This is a genomic window from Streptomyces triticisoli (genome assembly GCF_003270085.1).
Classification (GTDB): domain Bacteria; phylum Actinomycetota; class Actinomycetes; order Streptomycetales; family Streptomycetaceae; genus Streptomyces; species Streptomyces triticisoli.
The window spans coordinates 1-17,785 of sequence record NZ_QFDQ01000137.1 but is presented as its reverse complement, the minus strand read 5'-3'; the positions used below and the strand labels follow the sequence as shown (position 1 = coordinate 17,785).

Below are 17,785 nucleotides of genomic sequence, written 5' to 3'. Positions count from 1 at the left end.
GTGCCGGGACCCTCGGCGGTCCCGGCACACGGCACCCGGCCGGTTCCCGGTACGACGCGGTGCGGCCCCGTCCGCCCGTGCCGGGCACACAAGATGAAGGCCGCCCACCCGGAAACGGGGTGGGCGGCCTTCGGGCAGTCGCCTCGCCGGAACCCTGTGCTCCGGCACCGGCGGCCCTCGCGCCGACGGCAGGTCCCGGAGAGGCCGGGTCCCCGAGCCGGCCGCGGAACTCGCCGGGTCGGCGGGCATCCCGGTGGAGCCCTGTGGGCCCGGGTTCGCCGGAACCGGCTCCGGCGAACCCGGTGAGCCGCGCGCCCGGCCGCGGCGGGCCCACCGCGGCCGGCCCGGTGTGTTCCGGCCCGGTGTGTTCCGGCCCGGTGTGTTCCGGCCCGGTGTGTTCCGGCGCGGTGTGTTCCGGCCCGGTGTGTTCCGGCCCGGTGTGTTCCGGCCCGGTGTGTTCCGGGGCGGTGGGCTCAGAGGCGTTCGATGATGGTGACGTTGGCCTGGCCGCCGCCCTCGCACATGGTCTGCAGCCCGTAGCGTCCGCCGGTGCGTTCGAGCTCGCCCAGCAGGGTGGTCATCAGCCGGGTCCCGGTGGCGCCGATCGGGTGCCCGAGCGCGATGCCGCCCCCGTTGACGTTGGTCTTCTCCAGATCCGCGCCGGTCTCCTTCGCCCAGGCCAGCACGACGGACGCGAACGCCTCGTTGACCTCGAACAGGTCGATGTCGTCCACGGACATGCCGGCCTTCTCCAGGGCATACTTCGTGGCCGGGATCGGGCCGGTCAGCATCCGGACGGGGTCGTCGCCGCGCACCGAGAGGTGGTGGATCCGGGCCCGCGGGGTCAGCCCGTGATCCCGGACCGCCCGCTCGGAGGCGATCAGTACGGCCGAGGCGGCGTCGGAGATCTGGGAGGCGACGGCGGCGGTGATCCGGCCGTCCTCGGCGAGCGGCCGCAGGGCGGCCATCTTCTCGAGCGAGGTGTCCCGGCGCGGGCACTCGTCGGTGTCGAAGGCACCGACGGGTTCGATCTCGTTGCTGAACCGGCCCGCGTCGATCGCGGCGACGGCCCGCTGGTGGCTCCGGTACGCGTACCGCTCCATCTCCTCGCGGGACAGGCCCCACTTCTCGGCGATCATCTCGGCCGAGCGGAACTGCGAGACCTCCTGGTCGCCGTACCGTGCCACCCATCCCGGCGACTCGGCGAACGGCGTGCTGAAGCCGTACTCCCGGCCCAGCAGCATGGCCGCGGAGATCGGGATCGCGGACATGTTCTGCACCCCGCCGGCCACGATGAGGTCGGCGGTGCCGGACATCACGCCCTGGGCGGCGAAGTGCACCGCCTGCTGGCTGGAGCCGCACTGCCGGTCGATGGTCACCCCCGGCACGTGCTCGGGGAGCCCTGCCACCAGCCAGGCGGTGCGCGCGATGTCGCCGGCCTGGGAGCCGATCGTGTCGCAGCACCCCAGGATCACGTCGTCGACCGCGGCCGGGTCCGCCCCCGAACGCCGCATCAGGGCCTTGATCGCATGGGCCGCCAGGTCGGCGGAGTGCATCGCGGACAGGGAGCCGCCACGCCGTCCGACGGGGGTGCGTACGGCATCGATGATGTAGGCCTCGGCCACGGTTGGTCTCCTCGTTGCGTGAAGTCTTCCGGCGCTGCGACGGGCCGGCGCGGGGCACGGTCGCGGTCGCGGTGGGACGGGGCGGTCAGGCGTGTTGGCTGCTCACCGAGACCACCTCGCCGGTCATGTAGGACGAGTAGTCGCTGGCGAGGAAGACCATCACGTTCGCGATCTCCCAGGGTTCCGCGGCCCGGCCGAAGGCCTCCCTGCCCTCCAGCTCGGCCAGCAGCTCGTCGGTGGTGACCTTCGCCAGGAACGGGTGCATGGCCAGGCTCGGGGAGACCGCGTTGACCCGGATCCCGTGCCGGGCGACGTCGAGCGCGGCGCAGCGGGTCAGCGCCATCACCCCGGCCTTGGCCGCGGCGTAGTGCGCCTGTCCCTCCTGGGCCCGCCAGCCGATCACCGAGGCGTTGTTGACGATCACGCCCTTGCGGCCGGCCCGCACCATCCGGTTGCTCGCGGCACGGACGCAGCGGAAGGTGCCGGTGAGGGTGATGTCGAGGACCGTGGACCACTGATCGTCGGTCATCTCCAGGACGGACGCGGTTCCGCCGAGCCCGGCGTTGTTGATCATCACATCGACCCCGCCGAACGGTTCGGCGGCGTCGAGCAGGGCCGTGACCTGCTCCTCGTCGGTCACATCGCAGACCACGGCGGCCACCCGGTCCTCGCCGAACTCCTCGGCGAGCTCGTCGCGGGCCTCGCCGAGACGGCGCTGGTGGACATCGCCGAGGACGACGGCCCCGGCTCCCTCCTCCAGGCAGCGGCGCGCCGCCGCGGCCCCGATGCCGGCACCGGCCGCGGCGGTGACGACGACGGTCTTCCCGTCGAGCAGGTTGTGTCCCGGCACATAGGCGGGGACCGGCTGCCGGGCCTTGTCGGTGTTCACGCCTTCTGCTCCCTGGGCAGGCCGAGCACACGCTCGGAGATGATGGTGCGCTGGATTTCGTTGGAGCCGCCGTAGAGGGTGTCCGCCCGGCTGAACAGGAAGAGCCGCTGGAACGGATCGAGGTCGTACGGCGGTCCCTGGGCCGTGAGCGAGGGGCCGCCGGCCACCTCCATGGCGAGCTCCCCCAGCCCGCGGTGCCAACTGCCCCACAGCAGCTTGGCGATGGAGGCCTCGGGGCCCTGGGATCCCGTGCCGGAGCCGGCCAGGGTGCGCAGCGCGTTCAGCCGCATCACCTCGAGCCCCATGTGGGCTCGGGTGACCCTGTCCTGGATGGCGGGGTCCTCGATCGCACCGTTGCGGCGGGCCAGTTCGACGACGGCGTCGAGTTCGCGGGCGAACCCGATCTGCTGCCCGATCGTGGAGACTCCGCGCTCGAAGCCCAGGGTGGCCATGGCCACCTTCCAGCCGTCGCCGGGCTCGCCGACGACCAGCGAGGCCTCGGTCCGGGCGCCGTCGAAGAAGACCTCGTTGAACTCCGAGGTCCCGGTGAGCTGTTCGATCGGACGGACCTCGACACCGTCCTGGTCCATCGGCACCAGGAGGTAGGACAGGCCGGCGTGTCTGGTCGAGCCCGGTTCGGTGCGGGCCAGGACGAAGCACCAGTCGGACAGGTGGGCCAGCGACGTCCAGACCTTCTGGCCGTCGATCACCCAGGTGTCGTCCTCCAGCCGCGCGCGGGTCGACACCGAGGCCAGGTCCGACCCGGCCCCGGGCTCGGAGTACCCCTGGCACCACAGTTCCTCCACGGCGACGATCCTCGGCAGGAAGCGGTCGCGCTGCTCCTGGGTGCCGAAGGCGATCAGCGTGGGGCCGAGCAGTTCCTCACCGAGGTGATTGACCCGGGCCGGGGCGTCGGCCTTGGCGTACTCCTCGTGGAAGATCACCTGCTGCAGCAGGCCGAGCCCCCTGCCGCCGTGTTCGGGAGGCCATCCGAGGCAGGTCCAGCCGGAGGCGGCCAGGTGCCGGTCCCAGGCGAGCCGCTCCTCGTACGCCTCGTGCTCGCGGCCGGGGCCTCCGCGGCCGCGCAGACCCGCGAAGTCGCCCGAGAGGCTGTCCTCCAGCCAGTCCCGGACCTCTCCGCGGAAGGCATCGTCCTGCGCTGAGTAGGTCAGGTCCACGAACCGTCCTTCCGGGTTCTCGGCGATTTTCCGGCCCTGGTCATCGACCGGCGGCATCACGTAGACTACCCCACCAAGCACTTGCTTGGGAATGTTCCGGAGCCCGGCCGCCCCGAAACGGGGACGGCCCGGACGCCCACCGCTCACCGGCCCCGCCGCAGGGGCGACGACCGTAAGGAGCCGGCATGGCCACCGAGGAAACGACCGCCGCCGAGGAGGAGGTGGTCACCTATGAGGTCCGCGGACCGGTCGCGGTGGTGACCCTGAACCGCCCGCAGTACCGCAACGCGCAGAACTCCCGGATGACCTACGCCCTCGACGCCGCCTTCACCCGCGCGGTCGACGACGACCGGGTGAAGGTCATCGTCCTCGCGGGCAACGGCAAGCACTTCTGCGCCGGCCACGACATCGGCACACCGGGCCGCGACATCGATCAGACCTTCGAGCGCAAGGCCGTGATCTGGTGGGACCACACCGACAAGCAGGGGGTCGACCAGCGGCTCGCCCGCGAGTCCGAGGTCTACCTGGGCATGTGCCGCCGCTGGCGGGAGATACCCAAGCCCATGATCGCGATGGTGCACGGGGCGTGCATCGCCGGCGGCCTGATGCTGGCCTGGTCGTGCGACTTCATCGTCGCCTCCGACGACGCCTTCTTCTCCGACCCCGTGGTCCGGATGGGCATCCCCGGTGTCGAGTACTTCGCCCACCCGTGGGTGATGAACCCGCGCGCCGCCAAGGAGTTCCTGTTCACCGGGGACCGGTTCACCGCGCAACGCGCCCACGACCTCGGGATGGTCAACCACGTGGTGCCCCGCGCCGAGCTGGAGTCCACGGTGTTCGCCCTGGCCGAGCGGATCAGCGCGATGCCGCGGTTCGGCCTGGCGCTGGCCAAGAAGGCGGTCAACCAGGCCGAGGACCTGCAGGGGATGCGTACCGGCATGGACTCGGTGTTCGGCCTGCACCACGCGGCCCACGCCCACAACGCCGAGGTGGGCGCCGACTCCCTCGCCGGCATGGACGCCCGCTCCATGCGCGACTCCGCCTCCTCCTCGGGAGGTGGCGCATGAACCTCGACTTCACCGGGGAGGAAACCGCCTTCCGGCAGGAGGCCCGCGACTGGCTGCGGAAGAACGTCCCCGCCTCGCCGCTGCCCTCCATGGACACCGCGGAGGGGTTCGCGGCCCACCGCGCCTGGGAGGCCAGGCTCGCCGAGGGCCGGTGGTCGGTGGTCTCCTGGCCCGAGGAGTTCGGGGGCCGCGACGCCTCGCTGACCGAGTGGGTGATCTTCGAGGAGGAGTACTACCGCAGCGGCGCGCCCACCAGGGTCGCCCAGAACGGCATCTCCCTGCTCGCCCCGATCGTCTTCGAGCACGGCACCCGGGAGCAGCAGGAGCGGTTCCTGCCCGCGATGGCGGACGGTACGGAGATCTGGGCGCAGGCCTGGTCCGAGCCCGAGGCCGGCAGCGACCTGGCCGCGATCCGCAGCACCGCCGTCCGTGACGAGGCCCGGGGCGGCTGGGTGCTGAACGGCCAGAAGACCTGGAGTTCGCGCGCCCCGTTCGCGCACCGGGGGTTCGGGCTGTTCCGGACCGATCCCGAGGCCCAGCGGCACCGCGGCCTGACCTACTTCCTGTTCCCGCTGACCGCCGACGGCATCACGGTGCGGCCCGTCCCGCAGCTCGACGGGGACGCCGGCTTCGCCGAGATCTTCTTCGAGGACGTCTTCGTCCCCGATGCCGACGTCCTCGGCGCCCCCGGCGACGGCTGGCGGGTCGCGATGAGCACCGCGGGCAACGAGCGCGGCCTCTCGCTCCGTTCACCGGGCCGGTTCTGCGCCGCGGCCGACCGGCTGCTCGCCCTGTGGCGCGAGCGCGGCCAGGACGCACCGCAGCTGCGCGACCGGGTCGTCGACGCCTGGATCGCCGCGCAGGCGTACCGGCTCTACACCTGGGGCACCGTCACCCGGCTGGCCTCCGGGGGCGAGATGGGCGCGGACGGCAGCGTGAACAAGCTGTTCTGGTCCGAGCTGGACATCGCGCTCCACGAGACGGCACTGGACCTGATCGGCCCGGAGTCCGAACTGCGCGGCCCGGGCGCGGTCCTGGACGGTGCGTGGATGGGCGGCTACCTCTTCTCGCTCGCCGGTCCGATCTACGCGGGCACCAACGAGATCCAGCGCAACATCGTCGCCGAGCGGCTGCTCGGCCTGCCCAGGGGCGACAACAGAAGGAGCGGGCGATGAGGTTCGCACTGACCGACGAGCAGCGCGCCTTTGCCCGCGCGCTGGACGACCTGCTGGGCGGCGCCGGAGTGCCGGGCATCTCCCGCGGCTGGGCCGCCGGCGAGCCCGGAGCCGGCCTGAAGCTGTGGCAGCGGCTGGCCGGCATGGGCGTCCACGCCCTGCGCGTACCGGAGTCCGCCGGTGGTCTCGACGCGGAGCCGATCGACGTCGTCGTCGCCTTCGAACGGCTCGGCCACCACCTCGTCCCCGGCCCCTACATCGAGTCCGTCGTCCTCGCGCCCGCCCTGCTGTCCGCCCTCGGCGACACCCGGGGCCCGTCGCTGGAGGCGCTCGCCGAGGGCTCGGAGATCGTCACCGTCTCCGCTCCCCCCATGACGCCCTTCGCCCTGGACGCCGACATCGCCCACCACGCGCTGCTCCTCGCGGACGGCCGGCTGAGCCGGGCGACCGCGGGCGACCTGCGCCGCTCCGTCGACGGCTCCCGTCGGCTCTTCGCGGTCGGGGCCGCGGAGGCGCTGGGCACCCCGGGGGCCGCAGCCGTCGCATCCGCCCTGGACGCGGCCGCGCTCGCCTGTGGCGCCCAACTCCTCGGAGCGGGAGAGCGGTTGCTCGCGGAGTCCGTCGAGTACGCCAAGTCCCGCACGCAGTTCGGCAGGGCCATCGGCGAATACCAGGCGCTCAAGCACGCGTTGGCCGATGTCCGGGTGGCCCTGGACTTCGCCCGTCCCCTGCTCCACGGCGCTGCGCTGTCCCTCGGCGAGCGCTCGCCCGACGCCGGCCGCGACGTCTCGGCCGCCAAGGTGGCGGCCTCCGACGCGGCCTATCTGGCCTCGCGCACCGCCCTGCAGGTGCACGGCGCGATCGGCTACACCGAGGAGTACGACCTCGGGCTGTGGATCACCAAGGTCCGGGCGCTGGTCGGCGCCTGGGGCACCCCGTCCCACCACCGCGCCCGGGTCCTGTCCGCCCTCACCGACGAGTCCCCCGGGGAGGGATGACCGGATGCTGTTCGCCCTCAGTGAGGAGCAGAGCGAACTGTCGGCCACGGTGCGCGACCTGCTGGCCCGCCGCGGCGACAGCGGCTCCGTGCGCCGGGCGGTCACCACCGCCCGGGGGTACGACGAGGACCTGTGGCGGATCCTGTGCGAGCAGATCGGGGTGGCCGGTCTCGCGATTCCCGAGGAGTACGGCGGCGCCGGCTGCTCGCTGCTGGAGACCCATGTCGTACTCGAACAGCTCGGAGCCGCCCTCACCCCGTGCCCCCTGCTCGGCTCGGGTGTGCTCGCCGCGCAGGCCGTCCTGTTGTCCGGCCACGCCGAGTCCTGTGCGCGGCTGCTGCCCGGGATCGCCGACGGCACCGTGGTGGCCGCCCTCGCCTGGGCCGGCGAGGACGGCCGCTGGCACACCGACCGCTGCGACGTGCACGCCACCCGGAGCGGCGGCTGGACGCTGTCGGGGACGGCCACCCTCGTCCTCGACGGCGGTGCCGCCGACGTCCTCCTCGTCGTCGCTTCCACCGGGGCCGGGCAGGTCGGCCTGTTCGAGGTGGACCCGGCCGGCGACGGTGTCCGGCGCACTCCCACACCGGCCATGGACACCACACTGCAACTGGCCAGGATCGAGTTCGACGGCGCCCCCGGCACTCCTCTGACACCGGACGCCGCCGGTCTGCTCGGCACGCTGTACGACATCGCCGCGGTCGCGGTGACCGCGTTGCAGGTCGGGACGGCGCAGCGCGGCCTGGACATGACGGTCGCCTACAGCAAGGAGCGGGTCCAGTTCGGCCGCCCGATCGGTTCCTTCCAGGCCCTCAAGCACCGGATGGCCGACATGCTGGTCGAGGTGGAGACCGCGCGTTCGGTCTCCTGGGCCGCGGCCTGGTCCGCCGCCCGGTCGGAGCCGGACCTCCGCCACCGGGCGGCGCTCGCGAAGGCGTGGTGCTCCGAGGCGCTCAACAAGGTGGCCTCGGAGACGGTCCAGTTGCACGGCGGGATCGCGATCACCTGGGAGCACGACGCCCAGATGGTGTTCAAGCGGGCCCATGCGACCTCGCAGCTGTTCGGGCAGCCGCACGAGCACCGGCAGCGGCTGTTCCGGCTGCTCGGCCTCGCTCGGGGCCCGGCCGCGGCGGACCCCGCGAGTGCCGTGTCGTGATGCGTCCGCCCTCGACGGGACGGCCCCTCCGTCGGGAGGGGCCGAGCGGGCCACAGGCGGTCAGGCGGTCGGCCGTCCCACGACGAGGCCGCCGTACAGCATGCTGAGGTACTGCTCGGCGACGGCCTCCGACTTGTACCTGCCGCCCGGGCGGTACCACCGCACGGAGGCCCAGACGGTGTCCCGGATGAAGCGATAGGCCAGCTCGACGTCGATGTCGGTCCGGAACACCCCCGACTTCTGGCCCGCCCTGAGCACCCGCAGCCAGAGCTCCTCGTTCTTCTTCCCGATCTCGTCGACGTAGGCGAAGCCCGGCTGCCGGGCGAGCGCGGCCGACTCGTTCTGGTAGAGCGCCACTGCATACGGCTGGGCGTGGATGGTGGCGAAGGAGTACGCGATCAACTCGTCGAAGATCCCCTTCGGGCTCTCCCCCTCCTTCTCGATCGCGGTGAAGCGCTCAAGAAGCTGTTCGAGGAACCCGCGGAGGATTTCGTCGAGCATCGCCTCCTTGGAACTGAAGTGGTGGTAGAGGCTGCCCGAGAGGATGCCCGCCTCGTCGGCGATGTCCCGGACGGTCGTCTCGGCGTACCCCCGTGTGGCGAAGAGCTCGGCGGCGATGCCCAGCAGCTGGGCGCGACGGTGGGAGCCGCTGTTCCCCGTGGTCCTGGAGCCGCGGTTCCGGGCCGTCGTCCTTGCTGCCATGGTGATGGTCCCTCCTGACGGTGGAGGCGAACTCCCCCCCAACAAGCATTTGCTTAATTCTGCCACAGCGCCCCGCCCAGTGGGCCCGGGAACCCCCATGACAGGGCCGTCCGTTGCCGCGTACGATGACACCAAGCAAGCATTTGGTGGCCATAGGAGGAGACACGTGAGCACCGCTCCGGCGCCGCAGACCATACCCCGGCTCCTCGCGGACGCGGCCGCGAAGCACGGCGATCATCCGGCCGTCGTCGAGAACGGCACCGTGACCGGTTACCGGGAGCTGGCCGACGGCGTCTTCCGCACCGCCCGGGCCTTCACCGCCATCGGCATCCGCCCCGGGGACCGCGTCGCGGTCTGGGCGCCGAACCGGATCGAGTTCCTGTACGCGATGCTGGGCGCCCAGTCCGCGGGCGCCTCGGTGGTCCCGATGAACACGCGCTACCGCGGCCACGAAGCCGCGGTCGTCCTGCGGCGGTCGCGGGCCTCGGCCCTCGTCCTCACGGGCGGCTTCCTCGGGAACGACTACGGGACGATGCTGCGTGCGGCCGCCGCCGAGGAGGCGGCCCCCGGCGAGACGGGCCCCGTACCGGGCCTTCCCGAGCTGGCGACCGTGATCGACATCGCCGCCACGCACTCCTCGGCGGACAACCTGGCCTGGCCGGACTTCCTCGCCCGCGCCGAGGACGTCTCCCCCGAACGAGGGGCCGAGATCGCCGACGCGGTGTCTCCGGACGACGTCTGCGACATCCTGTTCACCTCGGGCACCACGGGCGTGCCCAAGGGCGTGATGAGCGCCCACCGCCAGACGATCGGCGTGGGCCGGACCTGGGCCAGGGGCGCGGACCTGAGCCCGGCCGACGACTACGCGATCGTGAACCCGTTCTTCCACGGCTTCGGTTACAAGGCGGGCGTGGTGGCCGCGCTCACGGCCGGCGCGACCATCCACCCACTGCCCACGTTCGATGTGGACCAGCTCCTGGAGCTGATCGCCTCCGCCCGGATCTCCGTGCTCCCCGGACCGCCCACGATCTTCACCTCGCTGCTCGACCACCCGCGGCTGAAGGAGTACGACCTCGGCTCGCTGCGCTTCTCGATCGCCGGGTCCGCGATGGTTCCCGAGTCCCTGTTCCAGAGGATGCGCGACGAGCTGGGCTTCGAGACCGTGGCCCAGGCCTACGGCCTGACCGAGTGTCTGGTGGCCAGCCAGTCCCGGCCCGGCGAGGATCCGGCACACGTCGCGGAGACGACCGGCCCCGCGGTCCCCGGCATCGAGATCCGCGTCGTCGACACGGACGGGAACGACGTGCCGGCCGGCCAGGACGGCGAGATCCTGCTCCGCGGCGACACCGTGATGCTCGGCTACTTCGACGACGAGGACGCGACCCGCGCGGCGATCGACGCCCAGGGGTGGCTGCGTACGGGAGACGTGGGCCGTCTCGACGAGCACGGCTGTCTGAAGATCACCGATCGCATCAAGGACATGTTCACCGTGGGCGGTTTCAACGTCTACCCCGCGGAGGTGGAGAACACCCTGAGCGCCCATCCGGACATCTCCGAGTCGGCGGTCGTGGGGGTTCCCGACGAGCGGATGGGTTCGGTGCCGTGGGCCTACGTCATACCCCGGCGTGGCGCCGAGCCCTCGGCACAGGACGTCATCGCCTTCTGCCGGACCAGGCTGGCGAACTTCAAGGTGCCCCGCGAGGTCGTCGTGGTCGGCGAGCTCCCGAGGAACGCCAGCGGCAAGATCCTGAAGAAGGACCTGAGGGCACCGGCCGGGTGAGGCGCGGCGGCCGGGCCGGGCCGCCGCGCCTCCGCTTCCGGCTCCCTCAGCCGAGGCGCTCCAGGACCATGGCCATTCCCTGGCCGCCCGCCACGCACATGGTCGCCAGTCCGAACTGCTCGTCCCGCTCCTGCAGCGCGTGGATCAGTGTGGTGACGATCCGGGCTCCGGTCATCCCGAAGGGGTGACCGAGGGCGATGGCACCGCCGTTCACATTGACCTTCTCCGGGTCGGCCTTCAGCTCCCTGACCGACGGAATCACCTGCGCGGCGAAGGCCTCGTTGATCTCGAACAGGTCGATGTCGTCCACCGTGAGACCGGCCCGGTCCAGTGCCTGGAGGCTCGCCTCGACCGGGCCCAGGCCCATGATCTCCGGGCTCAGCGCCGACACACCGGTGGAGACGATCCGCGCCAGCGGCGTGAGCCCCAGCTCCGCGGCGCGGCGGTCGCTCATGACGACCAGCGCGGCCGCCCCGTCGTTCAGCGGGCAGCAGTTCGCCGCGGTGACCGTGCCGCCCTCCCGGAACACCGGCTGCAGAGCCGAGACCTTCTCCAGGGTCACCCCCTTGCGCGGGCCGTCGTCGGAGGCGACCACGGTGCCGTCCGGCAGGGTGACCGGTGTGATGTCCCGCTTCCAGAAGCCGCGCGCGTCGGCCGCCTCGGCGAGCTGCTGGCTGCGGACCGCGAACTCGTCCTGTTCCTGCCGGGACACTCCGCAGAGCCCGGCCACGTTCTCGGCCGTGTCGCCCATCCCGATGTAGACGTCGGGCAGTTCACCCGCCGGCCGCGGGTCGGTCCACTCGGTGTCCTCCTGGCCCCCGGCCCTGCGCTCGGTACGCCGTGCCGCCGGGGCGTACACCGGGTTGCGGGTGTCGGGCATGCCGTCGGCCTTGCCCTTGCCGAACCGGGAGACCATCTCGACCCCGGCCGACACGAACGCCTCGCCCTCGCCGGCCTTGATGGCGTGAAAGGCCATACGGGTGGTCTGCAGGGACGAGGAGCAGTACCGCTGGACGGTGGTGGCCGGGACCTTGTCCCATCCGAGTCGCAACGCGATCATCCGGCCGAGGTTGTAGCCCTGCTCACCGGCCGGCTGGGCACAGCCCACCATCAGGTCCGCGATCTCCTCCGGGCCGAGTCCGGGGACCTGCGCGAGCGCGGCCCGGACCATCTCCGCACCCAGGTCGTCGGGGCGCAGCTCCTTGAGCGAGCCCTTGTAGGCACGTCCGATGGGCGACCGCACGGCGGAGACGATGACTGCTTCGGGCATGAGAGGCCCCTTTCACGGTTCTCACGGTTCGGGCTGCGGGTGTGCCGGGCGCCTTCGTGTCCGGCGCTTGCCGCAGGGAGGGCAGGTGCGGCGGGCAGGCGGGTCCATGGCCGCCGGGCCGGGCGAGGACTCCTCCCCTCGTACGGGCGCGCGCATGCCCGTCCAGCACACCGGAGCACCACCCTAACCAGACAACCAAGCAAACGCTAGGTTCATCGGCGGGTGCGGCGGGCGCGGCCCGTAAGGCCGGCGGGAGCCCCACTGCCCGCGGGGCCCTTCGCGGTCCGTTCCACCGTTCGGAGCACGGCGCCGCCCCCGGAGTTGCGCCGCCGACCGGCCGGGCACAGGCTCGTGGGTGTGCCGACAGGGAAGCGGATGGAGGAATGGTCCATGGCGACGTGCGAAGTCTGCGGCAATGACTACGAGATGACCTTCGAGGTGCGGGCCGCCGGAGAGACGCACGTCTTCGACAGCCTGGAGTGCGCGGCCCAGCGCATGGCTCCGATCTGCGACAACTGCAGCTGCCGGATCCTGGGCCACGGGCTGCAGGCGGACGGACAGTTCTTCTGCTGCGCCCACTGCGCACGGCAGAAGGGCCACGCCCGACTGGTCGACCACGCCTGACACGGCGGCACCGCGGTACCGAACAGGCTCCGCGCGGCCCGGCCCCGGTCCGCGGCAGCGCCTGGGGACCGCGGTGATCCACGAGGGGCCGGCCGGTCCGGGCCGAACCAGCGTTGCGGAGGAGGCTGTGATGGAGGAGCACTTCGTCTGGGTAACGACACGCCGCCTTCGGCCGGGCACGCTGGAGGAGTTCGAGAGTGCGTGGCGCCCCGATCCCTACCCGCAGGGCCTGCTCCGCTCCTACGCCTACTGGTCCGACGACGGACAGGAGGTCACCGGGGTGTCGTTCTGGGCCTCCCAGGAGGCGTGCGAGGCCTGGCGGGGCTCCGAGCAGGAAGAGCAGCGGCGTGCGGCCATGGCCCCGTACGTCGTCGAGGAGGAGGAGGGCTTCTACCGCGGCCGCGAACTCGCCGTCCCCCGGTCGTAGCACCCGGACGGGTCGACCTGGCGGAGCCCCCGTGGGCCGGGCCAGGGGCATCGACGGGCACGGGCTGCGGGGAGACCGGCCGGCCGAGATCACCCAAACTCCAAACAATTCTTTGCGAAGAAGTCTTTGCGAAGAACTGTTTGGAGTCTAGAGTGCGTGGTATGACAGACACGGACGCGGGACAGGACGGCCCGCAGGGCGAGGCGGACGCGGTTGTTCTGGATGCCAAGGGGCTGCGCGCCCTGGCGCATCCGGTGCGGGTGCAGTTGGTCGGGCTGCTGCGGAAGTACGGCCCGTCGACGGCCACCCGCCTCGCGGAGCGGCTGGGTGTGAACTCCGGTACGGCCAGCTACCACCTGCGCCAGCTCGGTGCGGCCGGTTTCGTCGAGGAGGACACGGAGCGCGGCAACGCGCGGGAGCGCTGGTGGCGTTCGGTGCACCGGACGACCTGGTTCAACGACCCGGAGCTGGCCGAGCGGGAGCCCGAGACCGCACTGGCCTACCTGCAGTCCGTCGCCGCCGGCTACACCCTGCGCACGCAGCAGACATTGAACGGGCTTCAGACGATGCCCCGCGCATGGCGGGGCACCTTCGACATGAGCGACTGGGCCCTGCGGCTCACACCCGAGGAAACCGTCGCCCTGGGCCGGGAGTTGCAGGCAGTCATCGCCCGCTACCGGCGAGACGTGCCGGAGACGGCGGCACATGCCCCCGAGGGGGCCGAACGGGTCGCCGTGATCACGCAGATCCTGCCCGAACTGGATGCGCCCGCTTCGTCGTCGCTCCCTTCCGGTCCTCAGGAAGCGGACGGGAGCCCGGCGTCATGACCGACGACGCCTCGGAGGCCGGCGGCGTACCCGGCAAGAGGTCCATACGGCCGCTGGGCGGGGTGCTGGCGGCCATGGCCGTGTCGCTGACCGGCACTCGGATCTCCGTCGTGGCACTGCCCTGGTTCGTCCTCGTCACGACCGGCAGCGCCACCCTGACCGGACTGGTCGCCTTCTTCGAGATGGCTCCCTACGTGGTGGTCAAGGCGCTCACCGGACCGCTGGTGGACCGGATCGGCCCGCGGGCCGTTTCCTGGACCACCGATCTGGCCAGCGCGACCGCCGCCGCCGCGGTTCCCCTGCTGCACGCCCTGGACCTGCTCTCCTTCCCCCTTCTGCTGGCCCTGGTCGCACTGATCGGCGCGGCCCGGGGCCCCGGCGACCTGGCCAAGGAGGTGATGGTCCCGGAGGCGGCCGAGCGCGGCCGGGTGCCGCTGGAGCGGGCCACCGGTCTGGCCGGGGTGACCGAACGGCTCGCCTCCACCGTCGGCCTGGCGGTCGGCGGATCCCTGGTGGCGCTGCTCGGTCCCCTGACAGGACTCGCCGTCAACGCGTGCTGCTTCGCCCTCGGATCGGTGATCATCAAACTCGCGCTGCCCCGTGGCATGGGGCACGCGGCCGAGGAGGTCCCCTCGCGGGCCGGGGTGGCGGAACCGGGTTACTGGCGGCGGTTCGGCGAGGGCTTCGCCTTCCTGCGCGGCGAGCCGCTGCTGCTCACCGTCTTCGTCATGCTCGGCATCACCAACCTGCTGGACGCGGCGTTCACCACGGTGCTCGTGCCCGTCTGGGCCCGGGAGTCCGGCAACGGACCGGCTGCGATCGGCCTGTTGGGCAGTGTGATGGGAGCCGCGGCGGTCGGCGGGAGCCTGATCGCCGCGGTGGTCGCGCACCGGCTGCGGCGGCGGGTGGTGTTCTTCGCCGGGTTCCTGCTGGCCGGGGCGCCGAGGTTCGTGGTCCTCGCCCTCGACGCGCCGATGGGGGCGGTGGTGGCGGTGTTCGCGGTCGGTGGATTCGGTGCGGGCTTCATCAACCCCGTGCTGGGAGCGGTGCTCTTCGAGCGGATTCCGCGCCGGATGCTGGGCCGGGTCAAAGCGCTCGGCAACTCGCTGGCCTGGGCCGGTATCCCGCTCGGTGGGCTGACCGCCGGTGCGGCGGTGGCCTTCGCCGGGCTGGTGCCGGTGCTGCTGGCCTGCGGCGCCGCGTACTTCCTCACCACGAGCCTGACCGGGCTGCGGCCGGAATGGCGCGAGATGGACCGCCCGGGCGGGCGCGGCGTACGGGAACGGCCCCCCGAGGAACACGCCCAGCCGGTCGACGGGCGTCTCACGGCGTGACGTTCGCCGTGCCCACGTACTCCAGGGCGGCCACGACCAGCGCCTGGACACCCGTGTCCAGCGTGGGCCGGCGGACCGGGGCGAACCGGGGGCTGTGGTTGACCGGGACGTCCTGGTCGACCGTGCCGCGTTCCGCCGCCGCCCGGTAGGTGCCGGGGTCGGACCCGCCGATCCCCCAGTACGTGAACGGGGTCCCCAGCGCGCGCGGGATGTCGCTGAAGTCCTCGCTGGCGCTCTGCAGTTCGATGGTGCCGTGGCGCTCCCCGAAGTACGAGGCGAAGGCCTCGGTGACGCGTGCGGTGACGCCGTCGTCGTTCACGGTCGGCGGGAACCGGCTGGTCTCCTCGAACTCGGGCTCGGCGGTGGCGCCGGAGGCCTCGCACTCGGCCCTGACGATCCGCCGGATCGAGTCCAGCACCCGCTTGCGGGTCGCGTCGTCGTACGTACGCACGTTGAGCTGGAGCTCGGCGGTGTCCGGGATGACGTTGCCGGTCGTACCGGAGTTGATGGCGCCCACGGTGACGACGGCCGGTGTGGTGGCGGCCAGTTCGCGGGAGACGATCGTCTGCAGCCGTACGACGGTCATGGCGGCCATGACCACGGGGTCGACGGCGGCCTGCGGCGCGGAGCCGTGGGCGCCGCGGCCGTGCAGAGTGACGGTCAGGCTGTCGGCGGCCGAGAGGAAGGAACCGGCGCGGGTGCCGACGTACCCGGCGCGATGGGGCAGTACGTGCTGGGCGAGGGCGACGTCCGGTTTCGGGATCAGGCCGGCGAGGCCGTCCTCGACCATGCCGCGCGCACCGTCGCCCTTCTCCTCCCCCGGCTGGAACAAGGCGATCAGCGTGCCGGCCCACGCCCGCTCAGAGGCCGCCATCAGCCGGGCGGCCCCCAGCAGACAGGTGACGTGCACGTCGTGCCCGCAGGCGTGCGCGACCGGCACGGTGGTGCCGGAGGGATCCTGGGCGGTGGCCGTGCTCGCGTACGGCAGACCTGTGTCCTCCTTGACGGGGAGGGCGTCCATGTCCGCGCGCAGCAGGACGACCGGGCCGTCGCCGTTGGCCAGGACGCCGACGACCCCGGTGCCTCCGACGCCCTCGTGGACCTGGTAGCCCCAGGACCGGAGCCGTTCGGCCACTGTGCCCGCCGTGCGGTGCTCCTGGTGGCTGAGCTCCGGGTGGGCGTGCAGGTCCTCGTAGACGCGTTCCAGGTCGGCCCGGATGTCGTCGAGCCCGTCCAGGACGGCGGAGACCGCGTGGCGGGGGGCGTTCTCGGGCGCGGTCATGGTCATGCCTCGCTCTCTCATCGGTCTCGTCGGCGCGGACTCGGCCTGCCCTCCCTCCTCCCCAGTGAACTGCACGGACCGGCCTGGCGCCCTTTGCCCGGCAAGAGTGCTGTTCCACGCGGAGTGAGTGCCGTAGGGCCACTACGGTGGGGATATGCCTGGCGGCGTAGTGACGCTGTTCCTGTGCGGCGACGTGATGCTCGGCCGCGGCGTCGACCAGATCCTCCCCTGCCCCGGCGACCCCGCCCTGCGGGAGGGCTGGATCCGCGACGCCCGGGCCTACGTCGAGCTGGCGGAGGCGGCGAACGGGCCGATCCCCGCTCCGGTCCCGCCCGCGTGGCCGTGGGGTGAGGCCCTGGAGGTGCTGGCGGCGGCTGCCCCGGACGTACGGATCGTGAATCTGGAGACCTCCGTGACGCGCGGTGACACGTTCGCACCGGACAAGGAGATCCACTACCGGATGCACCCGGCCAACGTGCCCGCCCTCACGGTGGCCCGGCCCGACGTCTGCGTCCTGGCCAACAACCACACGCTCGACTTCGGCCGTGCGGGGCTCCTGGAGACACTCGACTCGCTCGACGCCGCGGGACTGCGGGCGGCGGGCGCCGGCCGGAACGCCGAGGCGGCGTACGCCCCGGTGGTGTGCCCGGTCGCGGACGGCGCCCGTGTGCTGGTGTGCGCGCTGGGGATGACATCCAGCGGCATACCGCCGAGCTGGGCGGCGACGGCGGAACAGGCCGGTGTCGCGTACGTCCCCGAGCCGACGGCAGCGGCAGCCGGCGAGGTCGTCGAGCGCCTGCGGCGGGTCAGGCGTCCCGGAGACCTCGTGGTCGTCTCCGTGCACTGGGGGTCCAACTGGGGACATCACGTCCCCCGGGAGCAGATCCGCTTCGCCCGCGCGCTGGTCGACGGCGGTGTCCACGTCGTCCACGGGCACTCCTCGCACCATCCCCGTCCCGTCGAGGTGTACCGCGACCGGCTGATCCTCTACGGCTGCGGCGACTTCATCGACGACTACGAGGGCATCTCCGGTCACGAGGAGTACCGCGACGAGCTGCGGGTCGCCTACCTGCCCTCCATCGAGGCGGACACGGGACGGCTGACGGAGCTGCGCATGGTGACGCTGCGCGCCCGGCGGATGCGGCTGGAGCCCGCCGCCGAGGAGGACCGGGCCTGGCTGCGGGCGACCCTCGGCCGGATCAGCCCGGGGGTGACCGTCACCGCGGGGCCGGGCGACGTGCTGAGAGCGGTGGGTGTGTGAGGAAAGGGACGTGGGTGGCCGCACCGACCGGATGCCTCTCCAAGGAGCGAAAAGGGTGCTGAAGAAGCTGATGCGGCGTATCGCGGCCACGGGCGTTTCCGCCGCGGTCGTCGGCGGCGCCCTCCTCGTCGGCGGCGGCCCCGCGGCGGCGGCCGGCCCTCAGGCCGCCGCCGGGCACGCCGGTGTCCGG

The 17,785-nt window shown here is 72.4% G+C and carries 16 protein-coding genes; 10 read left to right on the top strand and 6 right to left on the bottom strand.

What is annotated here, in order from left to right; translation table 11 throughout:
- Positions 1-473: 473 nt before the first annotated feature.
- From DEP02_RS19330 to DEP02_RS19320, 3 genes are all read right to left on the bottom strand, one after another.
- Entirely contained in the window at positions 474-1,625 is a 1,152-nt protein-coding gene (locus DEP02_RS19330; RefSeq protein WP_112468943.1) for an acetyl-CoA C-acetyltransferase, read from the bottom strand.
- A gap of 85 nt (positions 1,626-1,710) precedes the next feature.
- Positions 1,711-2,514 carry an SDR family oxidoreductase gene (locus DEP02_RS19325; protein WP_112468942.1) on the bottom strand — a complete coding sequence of 268 codons (804 nt, stop codon included), beginning with the start codon at positions 2,512-2,514 and terminating at the stop codon, positions 1,711-1,713.
- On the bottom strand, positions 2,511-3,692 hold the full coding sequence (locus tag DEP02_RS19320; RefSeq protein WP_112468945.1) for an acyl-CoA dehydrogenase family protein: 1,182 nt from the start codon (positions 3,690-3,692) through the stop codon (positions 2,511-2,513). Before DEP02_RS19320 ends, DEP02_RS19325 begins: the two co-directional genes overlap by 4 nt.
- A gap of 185 nt (positions 3,693-3,877) precedes the next feature.
- Here DEP02_RS19320 and DEP02_RS19315 point away from each other — a divergent pair, with 185 nt between their 5' ends.
- The 4 genes from DEP02_RS19315 to DEP02_RS19300 are packed head-to-tail and all read left to right on the top strand — an operon-like array spanning position 3,878 to position 8,088.
- On the top strand, positions 3,878-4,759 hold the full coding sequence (locus DEP02_RS19315; protein ID WP_112468941.1) for an enoyl-CoA hydratase: 882 nt from the start codon (positions 3,878-3,880) through the stop codon (positions 4,757-4,759).
- Positions 4,756-5,934, top strand: coding sequence for an acyl-CoA dehydrogenase family protein (locus tag DEP02_RS19310; RefSeq protein ID WP_112468940.1), 1,179 nt, complete (start codon positions 4,756-4,758; stop codon positions 5,932-5,934). Before DEP02_RS19315 ends, DEP02_RS19310 begins: the two co-directional genes overlap by 4 nt.
- The gene (locus DEP02_RS19305) at positions 5,931-6,932 is read left to right on the top strand and encodes an acyl-CoA dehydrogenase family protein (protein WP_112468939.1); all 1,002 of its coding nucleotides are present in this window, start codon (positions 5,931-5,933) and stop codon (positions 6,930-6,932) included. Before DEP02_RS19310 ends, DEP02_RS19305 begins: the two co-directional genes overlap by 4 nt.
- A 4-nt stretch (positions 6,933-6,936) precedes the next feature.
- Positions 6,937-8,088 (top strand): acyl-CoA dehydrogenase family protein, encoded by a 1,152-nt coding sequence (locus tag DEP02_RS19300; protein WP_112468938.1) that lies wholly within the window; start codon positions 6,937-6,939, stop codon positions 8,086-8,088.
- A gap of 60 nt (positions 8,089-8,148) precedes the next feature.
- Here the strand turns inward: DEP02_RS19300 and DEP02_RS19295 are convergent, their stop codons facing one another.
- Complete coding sequence (locus DEP02_RS19295; RefSeq protein ID WP_112468937.1) at positions 8,149-8,790, bottom strand: TetR/AcrR family transcriptional regulator; 642 nt, start codon at positions 8,788-8,790, stop codon at positions 8,149-8,151.
- Between the two features lie 166 nt (positions 8,791-8,956).
- Between DEP02_RS19295 and DEP02_RS19290 the strand changes: the two genes are divergently transcribed.
- Positions 8,957-10,570: an AMP-binding protein gene (locus DEP02_RS19290; RefSeq protein ID WP_232839191.1), complete on the top strand. Its 1,614-nt coding sequence runs from the start codon at positions 8,957-8,959 to the stop codon at positions 10,568-10,570.
- A 46-nt stretch (positions 10,571-10,616) separates the two neighbouring features.
- Here the strand turns inward: DEP02_RS19290 and DEP02_RS19285 are convergent, their stop codons facing one another.
- Positions 10,617-11,840 carry an acetyl-CoA C-acetyltransferase gene (locus tag DEP02_RS19285; protein WP_112468935.1) on the bottom strand — a complete coding sequence of 408 codons (1,224 nt, stop codon included), beginning with the start codon at positions 11,838-11,840 and terminating at the stop codon, positions 10,617-10,619.
- Positions 11,841-12,230: 390 nt separating this feature from the next.
- Between DEP02_RS19285 and DEP02_RS19280 the strand changes: the two genes are divergently transcribed.
- The 4 genes from DEP02_RS19280 (at position 12,231) to DEP02_RS19265 (ending at position 15,052) form a co-directional block, all read left to right on the top strand.
- Positions 12,231-12,464 carry a metallothionein gene (locus DEP02_RS19280; RefSeq protein ID WP_112468934.1) on the top strand — a complete coding sequence of 78 codons (234 nt, stop codon included), beginning with the start codon at positions 12,231-12,233 and terminating at the stop codon, positions 12,462-12,464.
- Between the two features lie 130 nt (positions 12,465-12,594).
- Positions 12,595-12,891, top strand: a complete 297-nt coding sequence (locus DEP02_RS19275; RefSeq protein ID WP_112468933.1) for a hypothetical protein — start codon at positions 12,595-12,597, stop codon at positions 12,889-12,891.
- 161 nt (positions 12,892-13,052) lie between these two features.
- Positions 13,053-13,718 (top strand): ArsR/SmtB family transcription factor, encoded by a 666-nt coding sequence (locus DEP02_RS19270; RefSeq protein WP_112468932.1) that lies wholly within the window; start codon positions 13,053-13,055, stop codon positions 13,716-13,718.
- Positions 13,715-15,052 carry an MFS transporter gene (locus DEP02_RS19265; protein WP_112468931.1) on the top strand — a complete coding sequence of 446 codons (1,338 nt, stop codon included), beginning with the start codon at positions 13,715-13,717 and terminating at the stop codon, positions 15,050-15,052. Before DEP02_RS19270 ends, DEP02_RS19265 begins: the two co-directional genes overlap by 4 nt.
- On the opposite strand, the gene DEP02_RS19260 is transcribed toward DEP02_RS19265, so the two are convergent.
- Positions 15,042-16,340, bottom strand: coding sequence for an amidohydrolase (locus DEP02_RS19260; protein ID WP_232839190.1), 1,299 nt, complete (start codon positions 16,338-16,340; stop codon positions 15,042-15,044). The two genes, DEP02_RS19265 and DEP02_RS19260, sit on opposite strands and share 11 nt — an antisense overlap.
- Positions 16,341-16,488: 148 nt before the next feature.
- On the opposite strand from DEP02_RS19260, the gene DEP02_RS19255 reads away from it, so the two are divergent.
- Positions 16,489-17,595: a CapA family protein gene (locus DEP02_RS19255; protein WP_112468930.1), complete on the top strand. Its 1,107-nt coding sequence runs from the start codon at positions 16,489-16,491 to the stop codon at positions 17,593-17,595.
- The last annotated feature ends 190 nt before the right edge of the window (positions 17,596-17,785 follow it).

What these genes read in the sequence shown, in the direction of transcription:
- DEP02_RS19295 (WP_112468937.1), bottom strand. Translation starts at nt 8,790, where the DNA reads ATGGCAGCAAGGACGACGGCCCGGAACCGCGGCTCCAGGACCACGGGG.
- DEP02_RS19305 (WP_112468939.1), top strand. Translation starts at nt 5,931, where the DNA reads ATGAGGTTCGCACTGACCGACGAGCAGCGCGCCTTTGCCCGCGCGCTG.
- DEP02_RS19315 (WP_112468941.1), top strand. Translation starts at nt 3,878, where the DNA reads ATGGCCACCGAGGAAACGACCGCCGCCGAGGAGGAGGTGGTCACCTAT.
- DEP02_RS19285 (WP_112468935.1), bottom strand. Translation starts at nt 11,840, where the DNA reads ATGCCCGAAGCAGTCATCGTCTCCGCCGTGCGGTCGCCCATCGGACGT.
- DEP02_RS19260 (WP_232839190.1), bottom strand. Translation starts at nt 16,340, where the DNA reads ATGACCATGACCGCGCCCGAGAACGCCCCCCGCCACGCGGTCTCCGCC.
- DEP02_RS19280 (WP_112468934.1), top strand. Translation starts at nt 12,231, where the DNA reads ATGGCGACGTGCGAAGTCTGCGGCAATGACTACGAGATGACCTTCGAG.
- DEP02_RS19255 (WP_112468930.1), top strand. Translation starts at nt 16,489, where the DNA reads ATGCCTGGCGGCGTAGTGACGCTGTTCCTGTGCGGCGACGTGATGCTC.
- DEP02_RS19265 (WP_112468931.1), top strand. Translation starts at nt 13,715, where the DNA reads ATGACCGACGACGCCTCGGAGGCCGGCGGCGTACCCGGCAAGAGGTCC.
- DEP02_RS19300 (WP_112468938.1), top strand. Translation starts at nt 6,937, where the DNA reads ATGCTGTTCGCCCTCAGTGAGGAGCAGAGCGAACTGTCGGCCACGGTG.
- DEP02_RS19275 (WP_112468933.1), top strand. Translation starts at nt 12,595, where the DNA reads ATGGAGGAGCACTTCGTCTGGGTAACGACACGCCGCCTTCGGCCGGGC.
- DEP02_RS19310 (WP_112468940.1), top strand. Translation starts at nt 4,756, where the DNA reads ATGAACCTCGACTTCACCGGGGAGGAAACCGCCTTCCGGCAGGAGGCC.
- DEP02_RS19270 (WP_112468932.1), top strand. Translation starts at nt 13,053, where the DNA reads ATGACAGACACGGACGCGGGACAGGACGGCCCGCAGGGCGAGGCGGAC.